Source organism: uncultured Oxalicibacterium sp., from assembly GCF_913776015.1.
Taxonomy (GTDB): domain Bacteria; phylum Pseudomonadota; class Gammaproteobacteria; order Burkholderiales; family Burkholderiaceae_D; genus Oxalicibacterium.
Genome location: NZ_CAJYMD010000041.1, coordinates 95,365 through 115,989, shown reverse-complemented (window position 1 = coordinate 115,989; position 20,625 = coordinate 95,365). Strand labels below are relative to the sequence as shown.

The window sequence follows — 20,625 nt, the reverse complement described above, 5'->3', positions numbered from 1 at the left end:
ACAGGCGAACGAATGGCAAAAGACGACGTAATCCAGATGCAGGGCGAGATTCTTGAGAATCTTCCGAATGCAACTTTTAGAGTCAAGTTGGAAAACGGGCATGTCGTGCTCGGTCACATTTCAGGAAAGATGCGGATGAACTATATTCGCATCCTCCCAGGTGACAAGGTGACGGTAGAACTGACGCCTTATGATTTAAGCCGGGCACGGATCGTATTCCGTACCAAGTAATTTTAAAAACGAATCAGAACTGTAAGGAAGAGGGCAAACATGAAAGTGCTCGCATCAGTCAAGCGGATCTGCCGCAACTGCAAAATCATCAAGCGCAAAGGCGTCGTTCGCGTGATCTGCACCGAACCGCGTCACAAGCAGCGCCAAGGTTAATTTAACGTTATTGATTGAGGAATAACGAATGGCACGTATCGCTGGGGTAAACGTACCCAACCATCAACACACCGTCATCGGTCTGACCGCTATCTATGGTATCGGTCGTTCGCGTTCGCAAGAAATTTGCGAAGCAACCGGTGTGCCGACCACCAAGAAGGTCAAGGATCTCGACGATAACGAACTCGAGAAGCTGCGCGACGAAATCGCGAAGTTCATCGTCGAAGGCGATCTGCGTCGTGAACTCTCGATGAATATCAAGCGCCTGATGGACCTGGGCTGCTATCGCGGTTTGCGTCATCGTCGCGGCCTGCCGGTTCGTGGTCAACGCACCCGTACCAATGCTCGTACCCGTAAAGGTCCGCGCAAGGCAGCGCAGTCGCTGAAGAAATAATCCAGTCGCAGTTTGACTCGTCGGATTCAAGGAAAGAATTATGGCAAAAGCATCTAACAACGCCGCAGCAGCACGTGCGCGTAAGAAAGTTAAAAAGAACGTTGCTGAAGGCATCGCACACGTGCATGCTTCTTTCAACAACACCATCATCACGATCACCGATCGTCAAGGCAATGCCTTGTCGTGGGCTACGTCGGGTGGCGCTGGCTTTAAGGGTTCGCGTAAATCGACCCCGTTTGCTGCGCAGGTTGCCGCTGAAGCCGCCGGTAAAGTTGCGATCGAATACGGTATCAAGAATTTGGAAGTGCGTATCAAGGGCCCAGGCCCAGGCCGTGAATCGGCTGTGCGCGCACTGAACAATCTGGGCATCAAGATCACCCAGATCCAGGACGTGACGCCTGTTCCACATAACGGCTGCCGCCCTCCAAAGCGTCGTCGTATCTAATTGCTGTTCCTGCGACAGGTTTTCCTGTAGCATATCTGGCCCGCCAATGTCCTTGGCGGGTTTTGTTCTTAAGCCCACTGTCTGATTGCACGCTGATCAGACTAGCGCCTGATGAATTGTGTTTTCGCAAGAAGATTCATTCCGAGGCGTCATCGATAAATAAAGGAAAAACTCGTGGCACGTTATATCGGACCTAAAGCCAAACTCTCCCGCCGTGAAGGCACTGATCTGTTCCTGAAGAGCGCACGTCGCTCGCTGGATTCCAAGTGCAAACTGGATTCCAAGCCAGGTCAACACGGTCGCACTTCGGGTGCACGTACTTCGGACTACGGCAACCAGCTGCGCGAAAAGCAAAAAGTGAAGCGTATGTACGGCGTCCTCGAGCGTCAGTTCCGCCGTTACTTCGCTGAAGCAGAACGTCGCAAAGGCAACACCGGTGAAACCCTGTTGAAATTGCTGGAAGCCCGTTTGGACAACGTCGTCTATCGCATGGGCTTCGGCTCGACCCGCGCTGAAGCGCGTCAGCTGGTGTCGCATAAGGCGCTGACCGTCAACGGTATCGTTGTCAACATCGCTTCGTACCAAGTCAAGGCTGGCGACGTGGTTGCCATCCGTGAAAAAGCCAAGAAGCAAGTGCGTATTGTTGAATCGCTGTCGCTGGCTGAGCAAGTCGGTTTGCCATCGTGGGTGTCGGTTGATTCCAAAAAAATGGAAGGCACCTTCAAGGCTGCTCCTGATCGCAGCGAAATCGCTGGCGACGTCAACGAATCGCTGATCGTCGAACTGTATTCGCGTTAATCCCCCGTTTCTCCGGCCCACCGTCTGGTGGGCTTTTTTCGTAATGCCGTCAGCCTTATCGGTGTAATGAGCCGAGGGTATTGAAAAGGACATTTCATGCAAAACAGCTTGTTGAAGCCTCGTATTATTGAAGTTGAAGCACTCGGTGCCGGTCACGCAAAAGTCGTGATGGAGCCGTTCGAACGTGGTTATGGCCACACGCTGGGCAATGCACTGCGTCGCGTACTGCTGTCGTCGATGGTTGGCTACGCGCCGACCGAGGTGACGATCGCGGGTGTCGTGCACGAATACTCGTCGCTCGATGGCGTGCAGGAAGACGTTGTTGATCTGCTGCTGAATCTCAAGGGTGTGGTGTTCAAACTGCACAACCGTGATGACGTGACGCTGACCCTGAAGAAGGAAGGCGAAGGCGCCGTGTTGGCGTCGGACATCGAATTGCCGCACGACGTTGAACTGATCAACCCGGATCACGTGATCGCTCACCTGACTGCCGGTGGCAAGCTGGACATGCAGATCAAGGTTGAAAAAGGCCGTGGCTACGTTCCAGGTAACGTGCGTCGTCTGTCGGAAGATGCAAACAAGACCATCGGTCGCATCATCCTCGACGCATCGTTCTCGCCAGTCCGTCGCGTGTCGTACGCTGTTGAGTCTGCTCGTGTTGAACAACGTACCGATCTGGACAAACTGGTCATCAACATCGAAACCAACGGTGTGATCACGCCCGAAGAAGCGATCCGTCAATCTGCTCGCGTGCTGGTGGATCAACTGAATGTGTTCGCTGCCCTGGAAGGCACGGAAGCGCCTGCAGATGCACCATCGCGTGCACCGGCTGTCGATCCGATCCTGCTGCGTCCAGTCGACGATCTGGAACTGACGGTTCGTTCGGCAAACTGCCTGAAAGCCGAAAACATCTACTACATCGGCGATCTGATCCAGCGCACCGAAAACGAACTGCTCAAGACGCCAAACCTCGGCCGCAAGTCACTGAACGAAATCAAGGAAGTGTTGGCATCCCGCGGTTTGACGCTGGGCATGAAGCTCGAAAACTGGCCACCAGCCGGTCTCGACAAGTAAGAAATCAAGGGAGCGGTTTGTGCTGCTCCCTGATGCCGTACCAGGGTAGTGCAGTGTGTGCCATCCTGTATAATTCGCAATTCACCGGTCCGCGTTGCCCGCAAGGGTAACGATAGAAGAACTGGATACAAACTAACTGAAAGGAAATACCATGCGTCACCGTCACGGCCTTCGCAAGCTGAACCGTACTTCTTCCCATCGCCTTGCGATGCTGCGCAACATGACCGTTTCCCTGCTGCGTCATGAAGCCATCAAAACCACGTTGCCAAAAGCCAAGGAACTGCGTCGCGTCGTCGAACCGATCCTGACTCTGGGCAAGACCGATACGCTGGCAAACAAGCGTCTGGCTTTCAACCGTCTGCGCGATCGCGAGATCGTCGGCAAACTGTTCTCGGAACTGGGCCCACGCTACGCAAACCGCAACGGCGGCTACCTGCGTATCCTGAAAATGGGTTTCCGCGTTGGCGACAATGCACCAATGGCTTTCGTTGAACTGGTCGATCGTCCAGAAACCACCGAAGCAGTGGAAGACAACAGCGCAGAATAATCGGGTTACTTACCGATCATGAAAAAGCCAGGCATTGCCTGGCTTTTGTTTTTTCGGAGCGCCCGGTTTCTTGTGGCAAGATAGTTCGTGCATTCGCGCTGCTATGAACCGATAGCGTGTTTGCTCATCTATCCACAAAGACTGTCTCCACCGAGGAAATCCATGCCGGCTGATACTGCCACGCTGCTTGTTTTGACCACGATGCCGGATCGCGCTGCGGCAATGCAACTGGCACGACACTTGGTTGAACAGCGCTTGGCGGCGTGCGTGAGCCTGGGCGCCCCCATGCAATCGATCTATCGCTGGCAAGGCGTCGTGGCGGAGAGTGCGGAAACACCTGTGCAAATCAAGACCAGCAGTGTCGCTTATGCTGCCGTGGAAGCGGCGATTCGAGCCTTGCATCCCTACGAACTACCAGAAATTATTGCTGTGCCTGTCGTCGCCGGATTGCCGGCTTATCTGAACTGGGTACATGAAGAGAGTACACCGCCAAACAATGCCTGAAAGTCGCCATTTGCTTTGTCTTTTAGAAGCGCGTTTTTACATACATAACTTGCACATGCCAGTCATGAAGTTCGCAAAAGTTCTTGTTCTGCACCTGTTGGCTATCGTGACACTATGCTTGGGATTTTCTGCAGCGCAGGCGGAGGATTTTCTTGCGCCGGAAAAGGCATTCGTGTTGTCGGCGCGCATGAGTGATGCGCAAACCGCCACGATCACCTACCGTATTGCGGACGGCTATTACATGTATCGCGAGCGTTTCGATTTTCGCTCGACCGATGCCGTGCTCGGCGCACCCGTCATTCCGCCGGGGAAAATCAAATTCGATGAAACCTTTCAAAAGGACGTGGAGACGTATCGTGGCGAAGTGACGATACGCGTACCGGTGCAAACGTCCGCGCCTTTCACCTTGATTGCGACTAGCCAAGGGTGTTCGGATCAGGGATTGTGTTATCCGCCGATGGATACGGCTGTGCGTCTGACGCTAGACGGCAGCCCTGCGTTACTGACGACAGCAGATGCGTTGCCGGCCGGTATATCGGCCAGCGAAGCAGCGATTGCGGAAACGGATATGGGGCGCATTGAGCGCTCCTTGCAAAGCGGTCGTTTGCTGGTAATCGTGCCGCTGTTTTTCCTTTTGGGTCTCGGATTGGCCTTCACACCATGCGTATTGCCGATGCTGCCTATTCTGTCGAGCATCATCGTCGGCGAAGGCGCCACTGTCAGCCGCCGTCGCGGCTTTACATTGGCGCTGGTGTATTCGTTGGGCATGGCGATTGTCTACACGGCGCTGGGCACGGCGGCAGGCTTGATTGGTGAGGGATTGGCCGCGACATTGCAAAAGCCCTGGGTGCTGGCGACATTCGCGCTGATGATGGTTGGGTTGGCATTGGCAATGTTTGATGTCTACCAACTGCAGATGCCGAGCGCGATTCAATCACGGTTGAGTGGCGCCTCGGGACGCCAATCGGCCGGTAAATTGCCGGGCGTATTTGTGATGGGGGCGCTGTCGGCGCTGATCGTTGGGCCTTGCGTCGCAGCGCCATTGGCAGGTGCGCTGGTATATATCAGTCAAACGCGTGACGTTCTCATCGGCGCCAGTGCATTGTTTGCCATGGCGATGGGGATGAGCGTGCCGTTGCTATTGATTGGTTTGTCGGCTGGTACCTTGCTGCCGCGAGCCGGGGCGTGGATGGATGCGGTGAAACGTCTCTTTGGTGTACTGATGCTGGGCGTCGCCTTGTGGATGATTTCGCCCATTATTCCAGCCGCGGTTTTCATGCTGGGCTGGGCCGCACTGGGCATGGCTTATGGCGGCTATTTGTTATGGGGAATGAAAGGTGCCTGGTTCGCCAAGGCGGTCGGGGTATTTTTGCTGGCCTGTGGTTTATTGCAATTGGTCGGGGTGGCAACCGGTGGACGCGATGCTTTGTCGCCATTTGCCCATTTGAGAGAGTCATCGCATGAGGAAGTGCGCTTTGTACGCGTCAAAACGGTGGACGATCTTGATCGTGCCCTGCAGCAAGCTGCAGGCAAAAACGTGATGCTGGATTTTTATGCGGATTGGTGCGTCTCATGCATCGAGATGGAGAAATTCACATTCACCCACGCCGACGTACGTGCGCATCTGGACCAGATGGTGTTGTTGCAAGTCGATGTCACAAGGAACGATGCCGATGACAAAGCGATGTTGCGTCGCTTCAATCTGTTTGGGCCGCCGGGCATCATCTTCTTCGACAAGTCAGGGCAGGAAATTCGTGGCGGTCGTGTGATTGGGTTTCAGAATGCAGCAAAATTCACGCAATCGCTGGAGCTGGTCCGTTCGTTCTGAATCGGGCGGTGATCATAGCCAGTCGTTATTTGTTTAATGCATATTTGTTGTTGGGAAAAGCGTCCAACGCTTCTATAGTCAAACATTCATCAAACCAAAGGAGAACGCGATGACATTACGTTTAGGTGATACTGCCCCTGATTTCGAGCAGGATTCGTCGATTGGCAAGATCAAGTTTCACGAATGGGCTGGGGATTCCTGGGTCGTGCTGTTCTCGCATCCAGCAGATTTCACGCCAGTTTGTACCACCGAACTTGGCCTGACGGCCAAGCTCAACCCCGAATTTGACAAGCGTAACGTCAAGGCGATCGCGCTGTCTGTCGATCCAGCTGACAAGCATGTATCCTGGATCAAGGACATTGAAGAAACGCAAAAGACTGTGGTCGGCTTTCCGATCGTGGCCGATGCCGACAAGACAGTGGCAACGGCGTATGACATGATTCATCCGAATCAATCGGCGACGGCAACAGTGCGTTCGCTGTTCGTGATCGATCCGCAGAAAAAGATTCGCCTGACGATCACGTATCCAATGAGCACCGGCCGCAATTTCGATGAAGTGTTGCGTGTGATCGATGCGCTGCAACTGACCGATGGCTATTCCGTTGCTACACCTGGCAACTGGAAGGATGGCGATGACGTCATCATCCCGCTCACGATCCAGGATGAAGAGGTGATCAAGCAGAAATTCCCGAAAGGTTACAAGGCCGAGCGTCCGTATCTGCGTGTGACGCCACAGCCGAATAAGTAATATCGGTTGGTAAAACAAAAGCGCCCGGCAGTTTTGCCGGGCGCTTTTGTTTTAAGTCTTCACTTTCGATCGAGAATGCGGTCTTCCAGATAGTGTTTTCGCCGAAAGAAAATCAGCAAGCCGATCATGATCGCGAGCATGCAGCCAACTGTGATCCAGAAGCCGTAATGGTCCTGCAGCAAAGGCATGGTGATGAAGTTCATGCCGAAGATGCCGGTGATGAGCGTTAGCGGCATGAACAGGGCGGTGATGACTGTCAGTGTGCGCATGATCTCGCTGGTCCGATGCGCCATCGCGGAAAAGTGGATCTGCACGGCGGACTCCAGCGACGATTCGAGCCGCCTTGCATGATTGAGTGTACGGGTGATGTGTTCCATCACGTCATGCACGCGGACCAGCAGCAAATCCTTGGCGCGGCCATGTATGCCGTCCCCGGTACTATCGACAAAATAATCACGTAGTTCTTGCAGGGCATCATGTTGCTCTTCACACAGGTGGTCGAGCTTGCGCAATTCGATGCGTGCATCGAGCAGCGCATTCCAGTCGCGAAACGGGCGGCGCGGGTGCAGCAGGGCACGTTGCCAGCGATCGATCTGTGCTGTCAGTGGTTGTCGCAGATCCAGATACTGATCAACCATGGCATTCAATAAGCGCAAGGCCAGTTCGGCAGGCGAGGCGGGTGGACGATTGTATTGCGTGCCGTTCTCCGGGCGATAACGATAATCGAGCAAGCGTGTGCGCATTGCTTCGATGGTGCGGCTATTGGCGGCATGGACGGTGATGACGACGTGATCGGCCAGTACGAAGGTGACAGGTTGCGTGCGCAACTTGTCGAGAATCGGGACGCTGTCGTTTGCGCTTGCGGTGCTATTTGCGGTTGTCGCTTGCTCGACCGGCAGCGCAAGTTTGCGGAACACGACCATTGCATAATCCTGCGTCGAATCGAAGTAGGACGGATGCTTCTGATTCAGCGCGTCCTGCAAATGCAGATCGTAGGGACGAATGCCGGTGATCTGTTCAATCGCACTGCGCCAGCCTTCAGGATCGGCACCGATTTCGTCGTGCGTCGAAGTAATCCATAGATAACCTTGGGTCGGCGGAGCGATGTGGGCACTGTCGAGTACGGAAGTCTGGCGCTCTTCGATGTGATAGATGTGCATGTCGGGCGATCCGTTTGGGCGACGCAAGCGGTCGCCGCCATTTGACAAAAAACAGTCAGCCTTGTTTCAGTCGTCGCGCGATGTCGAGTGCGAAATACGTGAGTACGCCATCGGCACCGGCACGCTTGAACGCAATCATGGATTCCATCATCGTGCGATCGTGGTCGAGCCAGCCATTCTGAGCTGCCGCCTTGATCATCGCGTATTCACCGCTGACCTGATAAGCGAAGGTCGGGACGCGGAATTCATCTTTCACGCGGCGCACGATATCCAGATAAGGCATGCCGGGTTTGACCATCACCATGTCCGCACCTTCGGCGATATCGAGGGCGACTTCACGCAGTGCTTCGTTGCTGTTGGCCGGGTCCATCTGATACGTCATCTTGTCGCTCTTGCCGAGCGTGGCGGAGGAGCCGACGGCATCGCGGAACGGTCCGTAAAAGGCCGACGCATACTTTGCCGAGTACGCCATGATGCGCGTGTGAATGTGATGATGCGCTTCCAGCGCGTGGCGGACCATGCCGATGCGGCCATCCATCATGTCCGATGGCGCGACGATGTCCACGCCGGCTTCGGCTTGCGTCAGCGCCTGGCGCGTCAGGATGGCGCAGGTTTCGTCGTTGAGGACATAACCATGCGCATCGAGTACGCCATCCTGGCCGTGACTGGTATAGGGATCAAGCGCGACATCGGTCAGGATACCAAGTTCGGGAAAGCGCTTTTTCAGTTCGCGCACGGCGCGCGGCACCAGACCATCGGGATTGGTGGCTTCGATGCCGTCCGGCGTTTTCAGCGATGCCTGAATGACAGGGAACAGGGCCAGCACAGGAATTTTCAACGCCACACACTCTTCGGCGACGCTCAACAGTTCATCAATGGAAAGGCGCTCGACACCAGGCATCGAGGCAACTTTTTCGCGATGGTTCTGGCCTTCGGTAATGAAGACGGGATAAATCAGATCGGCCGGTGACAATGTATGTTCGCGCATCATGGCGCGCGAGAACGCATCTTTGCGCATGCGACGCATGCGGACGGCGGGAAAGGCAGGAGAAGTCGGTTTGGTCATGGCGTTGTCGCAAAGGAAAGGAACATGAAGAACAGTGGAAAGCTTGGTATCGATGGTAATTCGATCACAAAAAATATGCGAAAAAGCCGAAACTTTTTTGCAGTAGCTTCATCCTAGTAGCAGATGCTTTGCATCTCCCGCTTCTCCTCCCTGAGCGGGGCCAGATCGCACTGCGAAATGGCGTTATTGCCCTGGAGATACTCCCCTTTCTCCAGGGCCTTTTTTTATCCGGCGTCGGAATCGTGGTCCGGCTCGCGGGACGCCGCCATATCGGTCGTAGTTTCCGATTCGTCTTTATCCAATCCCAGCAGCGACAGGATTTTTGCATCGGCTTCCTCAATCCCGGTTCGCTTGAGCGAGGAAAATAGTTGTGCCGTGAACGGGAAGGGCTGGCCATCCTGATCGACGTAGCTCTTCAACAGGTCGCGCGCTGCACGCAAGGCATTGGTGCCATCGTTGCGATTGAGCTTGTCGGCCTTGGTCAGCAGGCAGTGGATTGGCTTCCCGGTTGGTGCAAACCATTCGAGCATCTGGATGTCGAGATCGGTAAACGGCCGGCGTGCGTCGACGATTAGGATTAATGCAGCGAGTTGTTCGCGACGTTGCACGTAATCGCCAAGCAGAGCTTGCCAGTGCAGTTTGGCGGAACCGGACACTTCGGCGTAGCCGTACCCTGGCAGATCGACCAGCAAAGCCTGAATCTCGTCGACACGCGTGGCATCCTTGCGATGCTGGCCGACGTGTGCGCCGCCGATCGAAAAGAAGTTGATGTGCTGCGTACGGCCCGGTGTTTTCGACGCGAACGCGAGTTTCTTCTGGTTGGCGAGAATGTTGATGGCCGTCGATTTGCCGGCGTTCGAGCGCCCGGCGAAAGCGATTTCGGGAACTTGCGTATTTGGCAAATCACGCAGATGATTGACTGTAGTGAAAAAGCGGGCTTGCCAAAGTCGGGACATAGGGACGGGGATAAAAAGCTGCGGGCTGGCAAAAATGCCGAAAAGCTATTGTACAATGCGGCGTTACATCGCGTAGCTCAGGAGAACCAGTCGCACCTAAGTAGTTGCTAAAACGGTTGCCAACTTGGCAGATTTTAATAATAAGTCTTCAAGGTGTCCGAATGAATCGTGTTTGCCTACCGGTCGTACAGTCTTTCTTTTTCGCCCTCTTGACGGTGTTTTCTCTGGCGCATGCCGCCGAGCCGAAACCTGCCGTCAAGCCAGACCCCGCCAAGGGCGAAATGCTTTACAACATGGGCGACAATGCCCGCAACGTGACTGCCTGCATTACTTGTCACGGCCCTTCCGGTAATGCCTCTCTGCCAGAAAACCCCAAATTGTCGGCCCAGCATGGTGCCTACATTCATAAGCAATTGCTCAATTTCAAGAATGGTGACCGGCACAGTCCCATCATGGAGCCGATTGCCAAGGGCATGACCGAAGAGGATATGCAAAACATCGCTGCCTATCTGGTGAAATCCTCCAAGCCTTCTCCTGGCGCCGCACATAACAAGGATACGGTCGAGCTGGGCAAGAAAATCTTCCGTGCCGGCATCGCCGAGAAGCACGTGCCAGCGTGTGCTGCTTGTCATAGCGCCAATGGCGCCGGCATTCCTGCGCAGTTTCCGCGTTTGGCCGGTCAGCATCAGACCTATACCGAAGCGCAGTTGATGGCATTTCGCTCCGGTGCCCGCAAGAATAGCGAGCAGATGACGCAAATCGTGCAGCGCATGTCGGATGCCGAAATCAAGGCAGTGGCTGATTACGTGGCCGGTCTCAAGTAAGTTTCCCCTCGGATCAATCAAGGGCAGCGATGCTGCCCTTTTTTGCGCCCTTTCCATGTTGAGGCGCGTGACAAGCCAGTAAAATGCATCGGCATAACGAAGCGGCAGGCAGCATCAGAGGAGTGGCATAGCGGATGACGATGGAAACGGAAACGAATACCGGCGGCTGGCAACTGAATACGCAACGTCGCTGGCTGGCGGAGAGCGTCGAATTGTTGTCCTCGATGCGTTTTGCCATCAGTCTGCTGACGCTGATTTCCATCGCTTCCGTCATCGGTACCGTGCTCAAGCAGGGCGAGCCGATGACCAACTACGTCAACCAGTTCGGCCCGTTCTGGTTTGCGCTGTTCGGCAAGCTGCATCTCTACAATGTCTATTCGGCATGGTGGTTCATGGTCATCATGGGCTTCCTCGTCATATCGACTTCCTTGTGCCTGATCCGCAATACACCCAAGATGCTGCGCGACATGCGCAGTTGGCGCGACAATGTGCGCGAGCAATCATTGCGCAACTTCCCGCATCGCTGCGAATGGCAGGAAAGCACGTCGCGTGAGGTGCTTGTGGCACAGACCATTGCTCGCATCGGTCATCACGGCTATCGCGCCAAAGTTGTCGAAAAAGAGGGCGCTACCTTGATTGCCGCCCGAAAGGGGACAAGCAATAAATGGGGCTACATTTTCGCGCATGCCTCCATCGTCATCATCTGTATCGGCGGTTTGCTGGACTCCGACTTGCCGATTCGCGTACAAAAGATGTTGTTCGACAAGACGCCATTTGCCGGCAATGGATTGATTGCCGAGATTCCGGCGACACATCGTCTTGGTGCTGGCAACCCCAGCTTTCGCGGCAACACCATGATTCCGGAAGGCGGTGCCAGCAGCACGGCGATCATTCCGCAGCAGGATGGCGTGCTGATTCAGGATCTGCCTTTCTCAATTCAACTGTCGCGCTTCATCATCGAGTACTACTCGACTGGCATGCCGAAGTTGTTTGTTAGCGAAGTGAGCGTGACCGATCATGAAACCGGCAAGCGTTTTCCCGCAACCATCAAGGTGAACCAGCCGCTCATCTATCGCGGCATCGCCATCTATCAGTCGAGTTTCGAAGATGGCGGCAGTCATCTGCAGGTGCGTGCTTTCCCGATGCGTGGCAGTAGCGAGAAAGCCTTCGAATTAAAAGGCGAAGTAGGCGGTGCAACGCCTTTGGACAAGCGTGCAGGCGGCGATTACACCATCGAGTGGTCGGGCTTCCGACCTTTCAATGTCGAGAACCTGGCGCATCAGGGGCAGGATGTGCGAGCCGTGAATCCGGCACAAGGTTTCAATCAGCGTTTCTCTGCGAGTCTGGATCGTCATCTGGGTTCTGCTGCCAAGATGGCCGATGTGCGCGAGTTCAAGAATGTCGGCCCCAGCGTGCAATACAAGCTGCGCGACCGTAACGGTCAGGCACGTGAATATCACAACTACATGCAGCCGGTCGAAGTCGATGGTGCCTATGTGTTCCTGGCAGGCATGCGCGAATCGCCTGCTGAGCCGTTCCGCTTTTTGCGCATTCCGGCTGACGACAACGATTCGGTCGAAGAGTGGATGCGCTTGCGTGCCGCGCTCATGACGCCGACCATGCGCGAGCAGGCAGCGGCGGCCTATGCACGTCGTGCCTTGCCGGATGTGCGTTCCGGCAGTCATGGCTTGCGCGAACAGTTGCAGGCATCGGCATTGCGCGGTTTGACGATCTTTGCCGGCGATGGTGACAGCGCCGGTTATCTGGCGGTATCGCAATTTCTTGAACGCATCCCGGCAGCGGAGCAGGAAAAGGCTGCCGACATCTTCATGAAGATCCTGAATGGCAGTCTCTGGGATTTGTGGCAATTGGCACGGCAAAAGGATGGCTTGCCAGCCATGCCGATAGATGAGCGACACGGCCGCTTCCTGCAACTTTCCGCCAATGCGTACTCCGATGCCTTTTTCTATGGTTCCCCCGTGTATCTGCAATTGCAGGGTTTCGAAGAGGTAAAGGCTTCGGTATTTCAGATCACGCGCTCGCCCGGGAAAAACATTGTCTATCTTGGCTGCCTTTTATTGACGCTCGGGGTATTCTCGATGTTCTATATCCGCGAGCGTCGCATGTGGATCTGGATTCGTGCCGCAGGCGAACACCAGAGTCATGCTTTGATGGCCATGAGTACGCAACGACAGACCCTGGATTTCGAGAAAGAATTTGCTGTGCTGCAAACACAATTGCAACAACCGCCAGCATCGTGACGTGTTGTCATGCCAGGATGAGCGGGTAGCACCGGAGTTACCAAAAAATGCGCGCTGCACGAAGCGCAATAAGGCAGGTGTCGCAGACACGTTACCGAAAGGAGATGGCATGGATGTCGCACAGAAACAGGCTTATGCACAGCCGGCAGGATTTTTCAAAAGGCTGACGGCATTCGACTGGCTGTATGCATTTGCATGGCTTGCCGGCGCGCTGTTTGCCTTGCGTCGGTATGGACATCACATGGATGTCTACGAAGAGGCGATCCTTCTGTGCGCCGTGCCGACTTTTACGTGGCTTGGCTGGCACTGGAAATCGGTGCGCTGGCTGACGGCGATGATGGCGGTGCTCGCCCTGTTTGCGATTTCACTGTACGACGGCTCGCTGGCGGCGGCCGAGCAGAAATTCTTTCTCAAGTATCTGTTTTCGAGTCAGTCCGCGATTCTGTGGATGAGCATGCTGTTCATCCTGTCCACCTTGTTTTACTGGGGCGGTTTGATTGCGCGTTCGCAAACTGGTGGGGCCATTGGTAGCCGGTTGTGCTGGGCGGCGGTCGTCATGGGCTTTACGGGCATGCTGGTGCGCTGGTACGAGTCGTATCTGATTGGTCCCGATATCGGCCACATTCCAGTATCCAACCTGTATGAAGTTTTCATCCTCTTCTGTCTGGTAACGGCACTGTTCTATCTCTATTACGAACAGGAATACGCCACGCGTCAGCTTGGTCCGTTTGTCTTGCTGGTGATTACCGCCGCCGTGGCATTTTTGCTGTGGTACATGGTGTCGCGCGATGCCGGTGAAATTCAACCTCTGGTGCCAGCCTTGCAAAGTTGGTGGATGAAGATTCACGTGCCGGCCAACTTCATCGGTTACGGCACGTTTGCCTTGGCGGCGATGGTGGCGATTGCCTATCTGCTCAAGGCCAAGGGAATTCTGGCCGATCGCTTGCCTTCGCTCGAAGTGCTGGACGACATCATGTACAAGGCGATCGCCGTCGGGTTTGCCTTCTTCACGATTGCCACGATTCTCGGTGCCTTGTGGGCGGCCGAGGCCTGGGGGGGCTACTGGTCATGGGATCCCAAGGAAACCTGGGCGTTGATCGTCTGGCTCAACTATGCGGCATGGCTGCACATGCGGCTCATCAAGGGCTTGCGCGGACAGGTCGCAGCATGGTGGGCCATCGTCGGCTTGCTGGTGACGACGTTTGCTTTCCTTGGCGTCAACATGTTTCTCTCCGGCTTGCATTCCTACGGTGAACTCTAGTCATCCGGCAAGCGTTCAGCGGACATGGGAATGTGGGCGCATGATGGGAGCGATGGCTGCGTCACAATGAACTTCCGTTCCGCGCAGCAAGTCTGAAGCATATTGTCTTGTCTTCTAAAAGGTGGCGCCATGCTGATCCCACGTAGACCCAACGGAATCGACCTTCCGTATGCATCCGAAATCACGCCGCGTGCCATTGTCGAATCGCGCCGTGCCTTCATGCAGAAAATGGCAGTCGGGGCTGTGGCTGGCACCGGCTTGATGGAAATGTTGTCACGCGAAGCTTTTGCCCAGACAACGGCGACCAAGCTGGCCGCTAAAAGCAACACTGTCTATCAGGTGGCCGACAAGCAGACGCCCTACAAGGACGCGACCACTTACAACAATTTCTATGAATTCGGCACCGACAAGGAAAGCCCGGCGCGCTATGCCAAGGCAATGAAGACACGGCCATGGAGCGTGCGCATTGAAGGCGAAGTCGGCAAGCCGATGACGCTGGATATCGATAGCCTCTTGAAACTGGCGCCTCTCGAAGAGCGTATCTATCGGCTGCGTTGCGTGGAGGGCTGGTCGATGGTGATTCCCTGGATCGGTTATTCGTTTTCCGAAATCATCAAGAAAGTGCAGCCGACTTCCAATGCGAAGTATGTCGAGTTCGTGACCATGGCTGACAAGGAAAGCATGCATGGCTTGCGTCGTCCCGTGCTGGATTGGCCCTATGTGGAAGGATTGCGCATCGACGAAGCCAATCATCCGCTGACGTTGCTGACGCTGGGCATGTATGGCGAAGTCTTGCCTAATCAGAATGGCGCACCGGTGCGACTGGTGGTGCCGTGGAAATACGGTTTCAAATCGGCCAAGTCCATCGTTGCGATCCGCTTCGTACGCGAGCAACCGCGTACTGCATGGAATCGGGCGGCGCCGAGTGAATATGGCTTCTATTCGAACGTCAATCCGCAGGTCGATCATCCGCGCTGGTCGCAGGCCAGTGAGCGCCGCATTGGCGAAGATGGTTTCTTCACCAAGAAACGTCCGACATTGATGTTCAACGGTTACGAGCAACAGGTTGCTTCGCTGTACAGCGGCATGGATCTGAAAAAATTCTACTGATCCTGATCGCTTCTTCCATCAGTCAAACGCGCTTGCCATGTTTCCTGCCCAGCTTTCGCCACGTCAGATCACTTTGTTCAAAGTGGTGGTATTCATGGCAGCCTCGTTGCCTTTCCTGCGATTGGCATGGGCCATCTATGCCGATGCCCTCGGGGCGAATCCGATTGAATTCATCACGCGCAATACCGGTGACTGGACGCTTTATCTGCTCTGCATCACGCTGGCGGTCACGCCCTTGCGCCGCGTGAGTGGCTGGAATTGGCTGCTGCGTTTGCGCCGCATGCTGGGGTTATTCACCTTCTTTTACGCCACGTTGCATTTCACAACCTTTCTCTGGTTCGATCACTTTTTCGATCTGGCCGAGATGTGGAAAGATGTCATCAGGCGGCCATTCATTGCGGTCGGTTTCGCTGCCTTTGTCTTGCTGATTCCGCTAGCGGTGACGAGCACGAATGCGATGGTCAAGCGTCTGGGAGGCAAGCGCTGGATATGGTTGCATCGCCTTATCTATGTGATCGCACTGCTGGCGATCTTGCATTATTGGTGGATGAAGGCCGGCAAGAATGATCTGGAGCAGCCGCTGATCTTCGGTGTGATTGTCTTATTGCTGCTGGGGATGCGCGTCGTGTGGTCGCTACGCAAACCGGCAAGAACGTGAATGGTGCCGTGCCATGTAAAAAGGCCGATCATGCGAACGGCCTTTTTCGTTTGCAATACATTGATGAAGACGTTCAGGGCAGTAGGGATTCCAGTGCAAACAGATCGGCAGCCTGTTCGCGCTTGCGGATCAAATGCATATTCTTGCCATCGACCATGACTTCGGCAGCACGGCCGCGCGTGTTGTAGTTGGAAGACATGGTCATGCCGTAAGCGCCGGCAGACATGATGGCCAGCAGATCACCCTGTTCGATCTGCAAGGCGCGCTGGCGTGCCAGCCAGTCACCCGATTCGCAGACGGGGCCGACTACATCGTATTCGGGCGCGTTGGTGATGCTCGTTTCCTTGACGGTTTGTACGCCGTGCCAGGCCTCGTACATGGCAGGGCGCATCAGGTCGTTCATGGCAGCATCGACGATGGCGAAATTCTTGGTTTCGCCATGCTTGATGAATTGCACTTCGGTCAGCAATACGCCGGCGTTGCCGACGATGGAGCGACCTGGTTCGAACAAGACCTTGATCGGCGCGCCATTATATTTTTGCTTGCGCCATGCGTCGATCTTGGCGAACAGACGCGTCAGGTAGTCGCCAACGGCAACGGGTTTGTCGCCGTTGTAGTCGATGCCGATGCCGCCGCCGATATCGAGATGGTGAACATGGATACCTTCAGCGGCCAGCGTATCGATCAGCTCAATCAGCTTGTCGACGGCTTCCAGCAGCGGTGCATCATCCAGCAGTTGCGACCCGATATGGCAATCGATGCCGGTGACGTCGATATGCGGCAAGGATGCGGCAACGCGATAGGTTTCCAGCGCATCTTCATAGGCCACGCCAAACTTGTTGTCCTTGAGGCCGGTGGAAATATAAGGATGGGTTTTCGCATCGACATTCGGATTCACGCGCAGCGAGATAGGCGCGCGTTTGCCGAGTTCGCCAGCAACTTCGTTCAGGCGATGCAGTTCGGGAATCGATTCGACGTTGAAGCAGAGAATGTCGTGTGATAGTGCCAGACGCATTTCGTCGCGCGATTTGCCTACGCCGGAAAAAATCACCTTGCGTGGCGAGCCGCCTGCTGCGAGTACGCGCAGCAGTTCACCGCCCGAAACGATGTCGAAGCCCGAGCCCAGTTTGCCGAGCAGATTCAGCACGGCGATATTGGAATTGGATTTGACGGAGTAGCAGACCAGTGACGTCGTCTCGTCGCGACCATTGTTGCGACAGGCATCGGCATAGGCGCGGAAATTCTCGCTCAGCGCAGCCTTGGAGTAGACGTAAGTTGGCGAACCGAATTGGCTGGCAATGTCGGCTAGCGACACGCCTTCGGCGTGCAGCGTGCCTGCTTGATAGGAAAAATGCGGCATGGTGAATGTATTGGCAGAAAATCAGCGCGCATCGACGTCGGTCGAAGACGGTGTTGTCGCTGGTGTTGTCGTCGTGTTACTGGTATTCGTGCTTGAGTTGGTCGTGTTTGTGCTGGTGGTTGCCGGCGGCAGTGTCGGGATGGCGTTTCTGGATTGTCCCGACGGCATTTTCGTGCCGGGCAGGTAGAGCGGTCCCTTGATGCCGCAACCGCTGAGCAGGCTGATTACGGCAATGCCCAGCATGATGGTAAAAGAGGGCATAATGCGGCGCAAGCCGGATGCAGACTTCACGATGAGAATCCCGGTTTGGATAAATTAACGAAAAACGTGTTGGAGTGTAGCATGACCGAATCGGAATTCCTGGAGCAGGCAGAGGCCACGCTGAACCAGATCGAGGCCGCGCTGGAAGCGCTGGCAGACGATGATGTGCTGGATATTGAATGTTCGCGTAGCGGCAATGTGTTGGAGATTGAGCTCGTTGATAACGGTTCCAAGATCATCGTCAACAGTCAGGCACCGATGCAGGAATTATGGCTGGCTGCGCGTTCGGGTGGGTTTCACTTCAAGAAACAAGGTGAGGATTGGATCAATACCCGCGATGGTTCGGAATTGTTTGCCGTCTTGTCGCAGGCAATCAGTGCGCAAAGCGGTGTAGAAGTGACGGTACGCAAGGCGGGGTGACGCAAGGCCGTCGAGAAATTTGCGCTAAAGCAGCTGTACAAAAGAAAAGGGACGCCGTGGCGTCCCTTTGTTGTTAATGCAGGTACTCACTTAAAACAGTTCGTTTTTCACTTCATCACGAGTCGGTGCAGTGCCGGAGCCAGGTGCGCCCGGCACATCCAGACTACGCACACCCAGGCCGGGTGGGTTCTCGGCGTAGAAGTAATCGCCATTCGCCTGAATGATGCCTTCCGGGATTTCGCGCTCTGCCATTGGCACACCTTTCAGCGCTTTTTCCATGTAGCCGATCCAGATCGGCAAGGCCAGACCGCCACCAGTCTCACGACTGCCGAGGTTGCGCGGCTGGTCGAAACCGATCCAAGCGACGCCCACCAGATTCGGTTGGTAACCGGCAAACCACGCATCGAAGGAATCGTTGGTCGTACCGGTCTTGCCGGCCAGATCGGTACGCTTGAGCGAGAGCGCGCGCGTGGCCGTACCGTGGTTGACGACATCTTTGAGCATGCTGTCCATCAGGAAGGCATTGCGCACATCGATAACGCGGTTGTTTTCATCGCCGGCCAGATCGGGTTTGGCCTGTGACAGCATGCGTCCTTCGGCATCGGTAATACGTGAGATTAGATAGGGATTGATCTTGTAGCCGCCATTGGCGAATACTGCGTACGCACCTGCCATTTGCAACGGTGTGACGTTGCCGGCACCCAGCGCCAGCGTTAGATAAGGTGGATTCTTGGCCGGATCGAAACCGAAGCGCGTGATGTATTCCTGGCCGTATTTGGCGCCGATCTTGTGCAGGATGCGGATCGAAATCATGTTCTTGGATTTCGTCAGACCCTTGCGCATCGTCATCGGACCATCGTACTTGCCGTCATAGTTCTTTGGTTCCCAAGGCGGGCCGCCGGTGGTGCCGCTACTGAAGCTGATCGGTGCATCGTTGATGATGGTCGATGGCGACAAGCCCTTTTCCAGCGAAGCCGAGTAGATGAACGGCTTGAACGACGAACCTGGCTGACGCCATGCCTGCGTTACATGGTTGAACTTGCTGCGGTTGAAATCGAAACCACCAACCAGCGCGCGAATGGCGCCATCCTTGGTGTCCGCCGCAACGAAGGCTGATTGCACTTCCGGCATTTGCGTCACGCTCCAGGTTTTGCCTTCCTGCATGACACGAATGACGGCGCCACGACGCACGCGGCGATTCGGCGGTGCCTTCTCATTGAGCAATTGCGCTGCGAAGCGCAGGCCTTCGCCCTGAATATTGATTTCCTCGCCAGAGATCAGCACGGCACGGATCAGTTTGGGATTCGCTTCAAGTACGACGGCGGCGACCAGATCGTCGCTGTCAGGATGATTGGCGAGCTCGACTTCGATCGTGTCTTCTGCTTCTTCCTTCTTGTCGGGAATCTCGATATAGCTTTCCGGGCCGCGATACGCTTGGCGTTTTTCATACGCCATGATGCCACGGCGCACGGCCAGATAGGCGGCGTCCTGATCGGCCTTGGTGATCGTGGTGAAAACGTTTAGGCCGCGGGTATAGGTTTCTTCCTTGAATTGCTCGTACACCAGTTGGCGCGCCATTTCGGACACGTACTCGGCGTGAATGCCGAATTCGCTGCTGCTGGTCTTGACCTTGAGTTCCTCTTCGCGCGCCTGGTTGTATTGTGCTTCACTGATGTAGCCAAGCATGTACATGCGTTGCAGGATGTATTGCTGGCGCGCCTTGGCGCGTTTGGGATTCACCACCGGGTTATAGGCAGATGGTGCTTTGGGTAGGCCAGCCAGCATCGCCGCTTCGGCGACCGAGATATCTTGCAGTTTCTTGCCGAAATAGATTTGTGCCGCAGACGAAAAACCATAGGCGCGTTGCCCCAGATAGATCTGGTTCATGTACACCTCGAGAATCTGGTTTTTGGACAGATTGCGTTCGATCTTCCAGGCCAGCAGCACCTCGTAAATCTTGCGCTTCAGCGTTTGTTCGCTGGATAGAAAGAAATTGCGGGCAACTTGCTGGGTGATGGTCGATGCGCCCTGGCGCGCGCCGCCACTGAGGTTGTGCACGGCCGCGCGAATGATGCCGACGTAATCGACGCCACCGTGTTCAAAAAAACGGTCGTCTTCAATCGCCAACACGGCTTTCTTCATGACATCCGGGATCTCATTGATCCGCACTAAATTACGTCTTTCCTCGCCAAATTCGCCTATCAGGACGTTATCTGCAGAGAAAATGCGCAAGGGGATCTTGGGGCGATAGTCGGTCAGTGAGTCCAGTGCAGGCAAATTGGGATAAGCCATCGCCAGAGCGAAGACCAGAATCAGCGCACAGATGGTGCCTAGGCCGGCAAGCAATCCGAAGAAACCAAGTGTCCATCGCAGAATGGTAGACGAGGTACTGCGCGCTTTTTTCGGGGATTTGTCGTCTGATGCGGATTGTTTGGAAGCCATGCGGGAAAAGAAAATTCGTGTTTGGACATTATAGCGGGCTGCCTTCTATCCTTTGCTCAATCCACCCTAAAGTCAGCCGTGACTGTTGGTTTCTGTCGAGTGGACTTTTGGCAACGCATTTGCA

Annotated in this window: 22 protein-coding genes; 16 read left to right on the top strand and 6 right to left on the bottom strand. The window is 55.2% G+C overall.

The features are described from left to right. Window positions 1-12: 12 nt before the first annotated feature. From infA to QZ725_RS07075, 10 genes are all read left to right on the top strand, one after another. Window positions 13-231 (top strand): translation initiation factor IF-1, encoded by a 219-nt coding sequence (gene infA / locus QZ725_RS07120; RefSeq protein ID WP_005663428.1) that lies wholly within the window; start codon window positions 13-15, stop codon window positions 229-231. Window positions 232-270: 39 nt separating this feature from the next. Next, window positions 271-384, top strand: coding sequence for a 50S ribosomal protein L36 (gene rpmJ / locus QZ725_RS07115; protein WP_014004415.1), 114 nt, complete (start codon window positions 271-273; stop codon window positions 382-384). Between the two features lie 28 nt (window positions 385-412). Next, a complete protein-coding gene (gene rpsM, locus QZ725_RS07110) occupies window positions 413-778 on the top strand; it encodes a 30S ribosomal protein S13 (RefSeq protein WP_293777848.1) in 366 nt (121 codons plus the stop codon). Between the two features lie 40 nt (window positions 779-818). After that, window positions 819-1,223: a 30S ribosomal protein S11 gene (rpsK, locus tag QZ725_RS07105; RefSeq protein WP_188381176.1), complete on the top strand. Its 405-nt coding sequence runs from the start codon at window positions 819-821 to the stop codon at window positions 1,221-1,223. 174 nt (window positions 1,224-1,397) lie between these two features. Further along, complete coding sequence (rpsD, locus tag QZ725_RS07100; RefSeq protein WP_293777843.1) at window positions 1,398-2,021, top strand: 30S ribosomal protein S4; 624 nt, start codon at window positions 1,398-1,400, stop codon at window positions 2,019-2,021. A gap of 96 nt (window positions 2,022-2,117) precedes the next feature. Beyond that, window positions 2,118-3,095: a DNA-directed RNA polymerase subunit alpha gene (rpoA, locus tag QZ725_RS07095; protein ID WP_293777841.1), complete on the top strand. Its 978-nt coding sequence runs from the start codon at window positions 2,118-2,120 to the stop codon at window positions 3,093-3,095. Between the two features lie 151 nt (window positions 3,096-3,246). Then, entirely contained in the window at window positions 3,247-3,642 is a 396-nt protein-coding gene (gene rplQ / locus QZ725_RS07090) for a 50S ribosomal protein L17 (RefSeq protein ID WP_293777838.1), read from the top strand. Between the two features lie 162 nt (window positions 3,643-3,804). After that, the gene (gene cutA, locus QZ725_RS07085) at window positions 3,805-4,146 is read left to right on the top strand and encodes a divalent-cation tolerance protein CutA (RefSeq protein WP_293777835.1); all 342 of its coding nucleotides are present in this window, start codon (window positions 3,805-3,807) and stop codon (window positions 4,144-4,146) included. A gap of 64 nt (window positions 4,147-4,210) precedes the next feature. After that, entirely contained in the window at window positions 4,211-5,974 is a 1,764-nt protein-coding gene (dsbD, locus tag QZ725_RS07080) for a protein-disulfide reductase DsbD (RefSeq protein ID WP_293777833.1), read from the top strand. A gap of 109 nt (window positions 5,975-6,083) precedes the next feature. Continuing rightward, window positions 6,084-6,722 (top strand): peroxiredoxin, encoded by a 639-nt coding sequence (locus QZ725_RS07075; protein ID WP_293777831.1) that lies wholly within the window; start codon window positions 6,084-6,086, stop codon window positions 6,720-6,722. 59 nt (window positions 6,723-6,781) lie between these two features. On the opposite strand, the gene QZ725_RS07070 is transcribed toward QZ725_RS07075, so the two are convergent. The 3 genes from QZ725_RS07070 to yihA form a co-directional block, all read right to left on the bottom strand. Continuing rightward, entirely contained in the window at window positions 6,782-7,882 is a 1,101-nt protein-coding gene (locus QZ725_RS07070) for a magnesium transporter CorA family protein (RefSeq protein WP_293777829.1), read from the bottom strand. Between the two features lie 55 nt (window positions 7,883-7,937). After that, complete coding sequence (hemB, locus tag QZ725_RS07065; protein WP_293777827.1) at window positions 7,938-8,948, bottom strand: porphobilinogen synthase; 1,011 nt, start codon at window positions 8,946-8,948, stop codon at window positions 7,938-7,940. Window positions 8,949-9,172: 224 nt separating this feature from the next. After that, window positions 9,173-9,904 (bottom strand): ribosome biogenesis GTP-binding protein YihA/YsxC, encoded by a 732-nt coding sequence (gene yihA, locus QZ725_RS07060; protein ID WP_293777825.1) that lies wholly within the window; start codon window positions 9,902-9,904, stop codon window positions 9,173-9,175. A 161-nt stretch (window positions 9,905-10,065) separates the two neighbouring features. Here yihA and QZ725_RS07055 point away from each other — a divergent pair, with 161 nt between their 5' ends. From QZ725_RS07055 to QZ725_RS07035, 5 genes are all read left to right on the top strand, one after another. Next, a complete protein-coding gene (locus QZ725_RS07055) occupies window positions 10,066-10,728 on the top strand; it encodes a c-type cytochrome (RefSeq protein WP_293777823.1) in 663 nt (220 codons plus the stop codon). A gap of 140 nt (window positions 10,729-10,868) precedes the next feature. Next, window positions 10,869-12,989 carry a cytochrome c biogenesis protein ResB gene (locus tag QZ725_RS07050; protein ID WP_293777820.1) on the top strand — a complete coding sequence of 707 codons (2,121 nt, stop codon included), beginning with the start codon at window positions 10,869-10,871 and terminating at the stop codon, window positions 12,987-12,989. A 109-nt stretch (window positions 12,990-13,098) separates the two neighbouring features. Next, a complete protein-coding gene (gene ccsB, locus QZ725_RS07045; RefSeq protein WP_293777817.1) occupies window positions 13,099-14,250 on the top strand; it encodes a c-type cytochrome biogenesis protein CcsB in 1,152 nt (383 codons plus the stop codon). A gap of 129 nt (window positions 14,251-14,379) precedes the next feature. Continuing rightward, a complete protein-coding gene (msrP, locus tag QZ725_RS07040; protein WP_293777814.1) occupies window positions 14,380-15,360 on the top strand; it encodes a protein-methionine-sulfoxide reductase catalytic subunit MsrP in 981 nt (326 codons plus the stop codon). Between the two features lie 37 nt (window positions 15,361-15,397). Continuing rightward, complete coding sequence (locus tag QZ725_RS07035; protein WP_293777811.1) at window positions 15,398-16,018, top strand: protein-methionine-sulfoxide reductase heme-binding subunit MsrQ; 621 nt, start codon at window positions 15,398-15,400, stop codon at window positions 16,016-16,018. Window positions 16,019-16,091: 73 nt separating this feature from the next. On the opposite strand, the gene lysA is transcribed toward QZ725_RS07035, so the two are convergent. Both lysA and QZ725_RS07025 read right to left on the bottom strand, forming a co-directional pair. Further along, on the bottom strand, window positions 16,092-17,378 hold the full coding sequence (gene lysA, locus QZ725_RS07030; RefSeq protein WP_293777808.1) for a diaminopimelate decarboxylase: 1,287 nt from the start codon (window positions 17,376-17,378) through the stop codon (window positions 16,092-16,094). Between the two features lie 21 nt (window positions 17,379-17,399). Then, window positions 17,400-17,669: a lipoprotein gene (locus QZ725_RS07025; RefSeq protein WP_293777805.1), complete on the bottom strand. Its 270-nt coding sequence runs from the start codon at window positions 17,667-17,669 to the stop codon at window positions 17,400-17,402. A 51-nt stretch (window positions 17,670-17,720) separates the two neighbouring features. Between QZ725_RS07025 and cyaY the strand changes: the two genes are divergently transcribed. Further along, a complete protein-coding gene (gene cyaY, locus QZ725_RS07020; protein WP_293777803.1) occupies window positions 17,721-18,059 on the top strand; it encodes an iron donor protein CyaY in 339 nt (112 codons plus the stop codon). A gap of 90 nt (window positions 18,060-18,149) precedes the next feature. On the opposite strand, the gene QZ725_RS07015 is transcribed toward cyaY, so the two are convergent. Further along, window positions 18,150-20,501, bottom strand: a complete 2,352-nt coding sequence (locus tag QZ725_RS07015) for a penicillin-binding protein 1A (protein ID WP_293777800.1) — start codon at window positions 20,499-20,501, stop codon at window positions 18,150-18,152. Window positions 20,502-20,625 lie beyond the last annotated feature (124 nt).

Bases quoted from the DNA above. Each gene is read 5' to 3' on its own strand.
- msrP (WP_293777814.1), top strand. From the start codon at position 14,380: ATGCTGATCCCACGTAGACCCAACGGAATCGACCTTCCGTATGCATCC.
- infA (WP_005663428.1), top strand. From the start codon at position 13: ATGGCAAAAGACGACGTAATCCAGATGCAGGGCGAGATTCTTGAGAAT.
- rpsM (WP_293777848.1), top strand. From the start codon at position 413: ATGGCACGTATCGCTGGGGTAAACGTACCCAACCATCAACACACCGTC.
- rplQ (WP_293777838.1), top strand. From the start codon at position 3,247: ATGCGTCACCGTCACGGCCTTCGCAAGCTGAACCGTACTTCTTCCCAT.
- hemB (WP_293777827.1), bottom strand. From the start codon at position 8,948: ATGACCAAACCGACTTCTCCTGCCTTTCCCGCCGTCCGCATGCGTCGC.
- rpsK (WP_188381176.1), top strand. From the start codon at position 819: ATGGCAAAAGCATCTAACAACGCCGCAGCAGCACGTGCGCGTAAGAAA.
- QZ725_RS07015 (WP_293777800.1), bottom strand. From the start codon at position 20,501: ATGGCTTCCAAACAATCCGCATCAGACGACAAATCCCCGAAAAAAGCG.
- ccsB (WP_293777817.1), top strand. From the start codon at position 13,099: ATGGATGTCGCACAGAAACAGGCTTATGCACAGCCGGCAGGATTTTTC.
- QZ725_RS07050 (WP_293777820.1), top strand. From the start codon at position 10,869: ATGGAAACGGAAACGAATACCGGCGGCTGGCAACTGAATACGCAACGT.
- QZ725_RS07055 (WP_293777823.1), top strand. From the start codon at position 10,066: ATGAATCGTGTTTGCCTACCGGTCGTACAGTCTTTCTTTTTCGCCCTC.
- rpmJ (WP_014004415.1), top strand. From the start codon at position 271: ATGAAAGTGCTCGCATCAGTCAAGCGGATCTGCCGCAACTGCAAAATC.
- cutA (WP_293777835.1), top strand. From the start codon at position 3,805: ATGCCGGCTGATACTGCCACGCTGCTTGTTTTGACCACGATGCCGGAT.
- QZ725_RS07035 (WP_293777811.1), top strand. From the start codon at position 15,398: ATGTTTCCTGCCCAGCTTTCGCCACGTCAGATCACTTTGTTCAAAGTG.
- cyaY (WP_293777803.1), top strand. From the start codon at position 17,721: ATGACCGAATCGGAATTCCTGGAGCAGGCAGAGGCCACGCTGAACCAG.
- lysA (WP_293777808.1), bottom strand. From the start codon at position 17,378: ATGCCGCATTTTTCCTATCAAGCAGGCACGCTGCACGCCGAAGGCGTG.
- QZ725_RS07070 (WP_293777829.1), bottom strand. From the start codon at position 7,882: ATGCACATCTATCACATCGAAGAGCGCCAGACTTCCGTACTCGACAGT.
- dsbD (WP_293777833.1), top strand. From the start codon at position 4,211: ATGAAGTTCGCAAAAGTTCTTGTTCTGCACCTGTTGGCTATCGTGACA.
- yihA (WP_293777825.1), bottom strand. From the start codon at position 9,904: ATGTCCCGACTTTGGCAAGCCCGCTTTTTCACTACAGTCAATCATCTG.
- rpoA (WP_293777841.1), top strand. From the start codon at position 2,118: ATGCAAAACAGCTTGTTGAAGCCTCGTATTATTGAAGTTGAAGCACTC.
- QZ725_RS07075 (WP_293777831.1), top strand. From the start codon at position 6,084: ATGACATTACGTTTAGGTGATACTGCCCCTGATTTCGAGCAGGATTCG.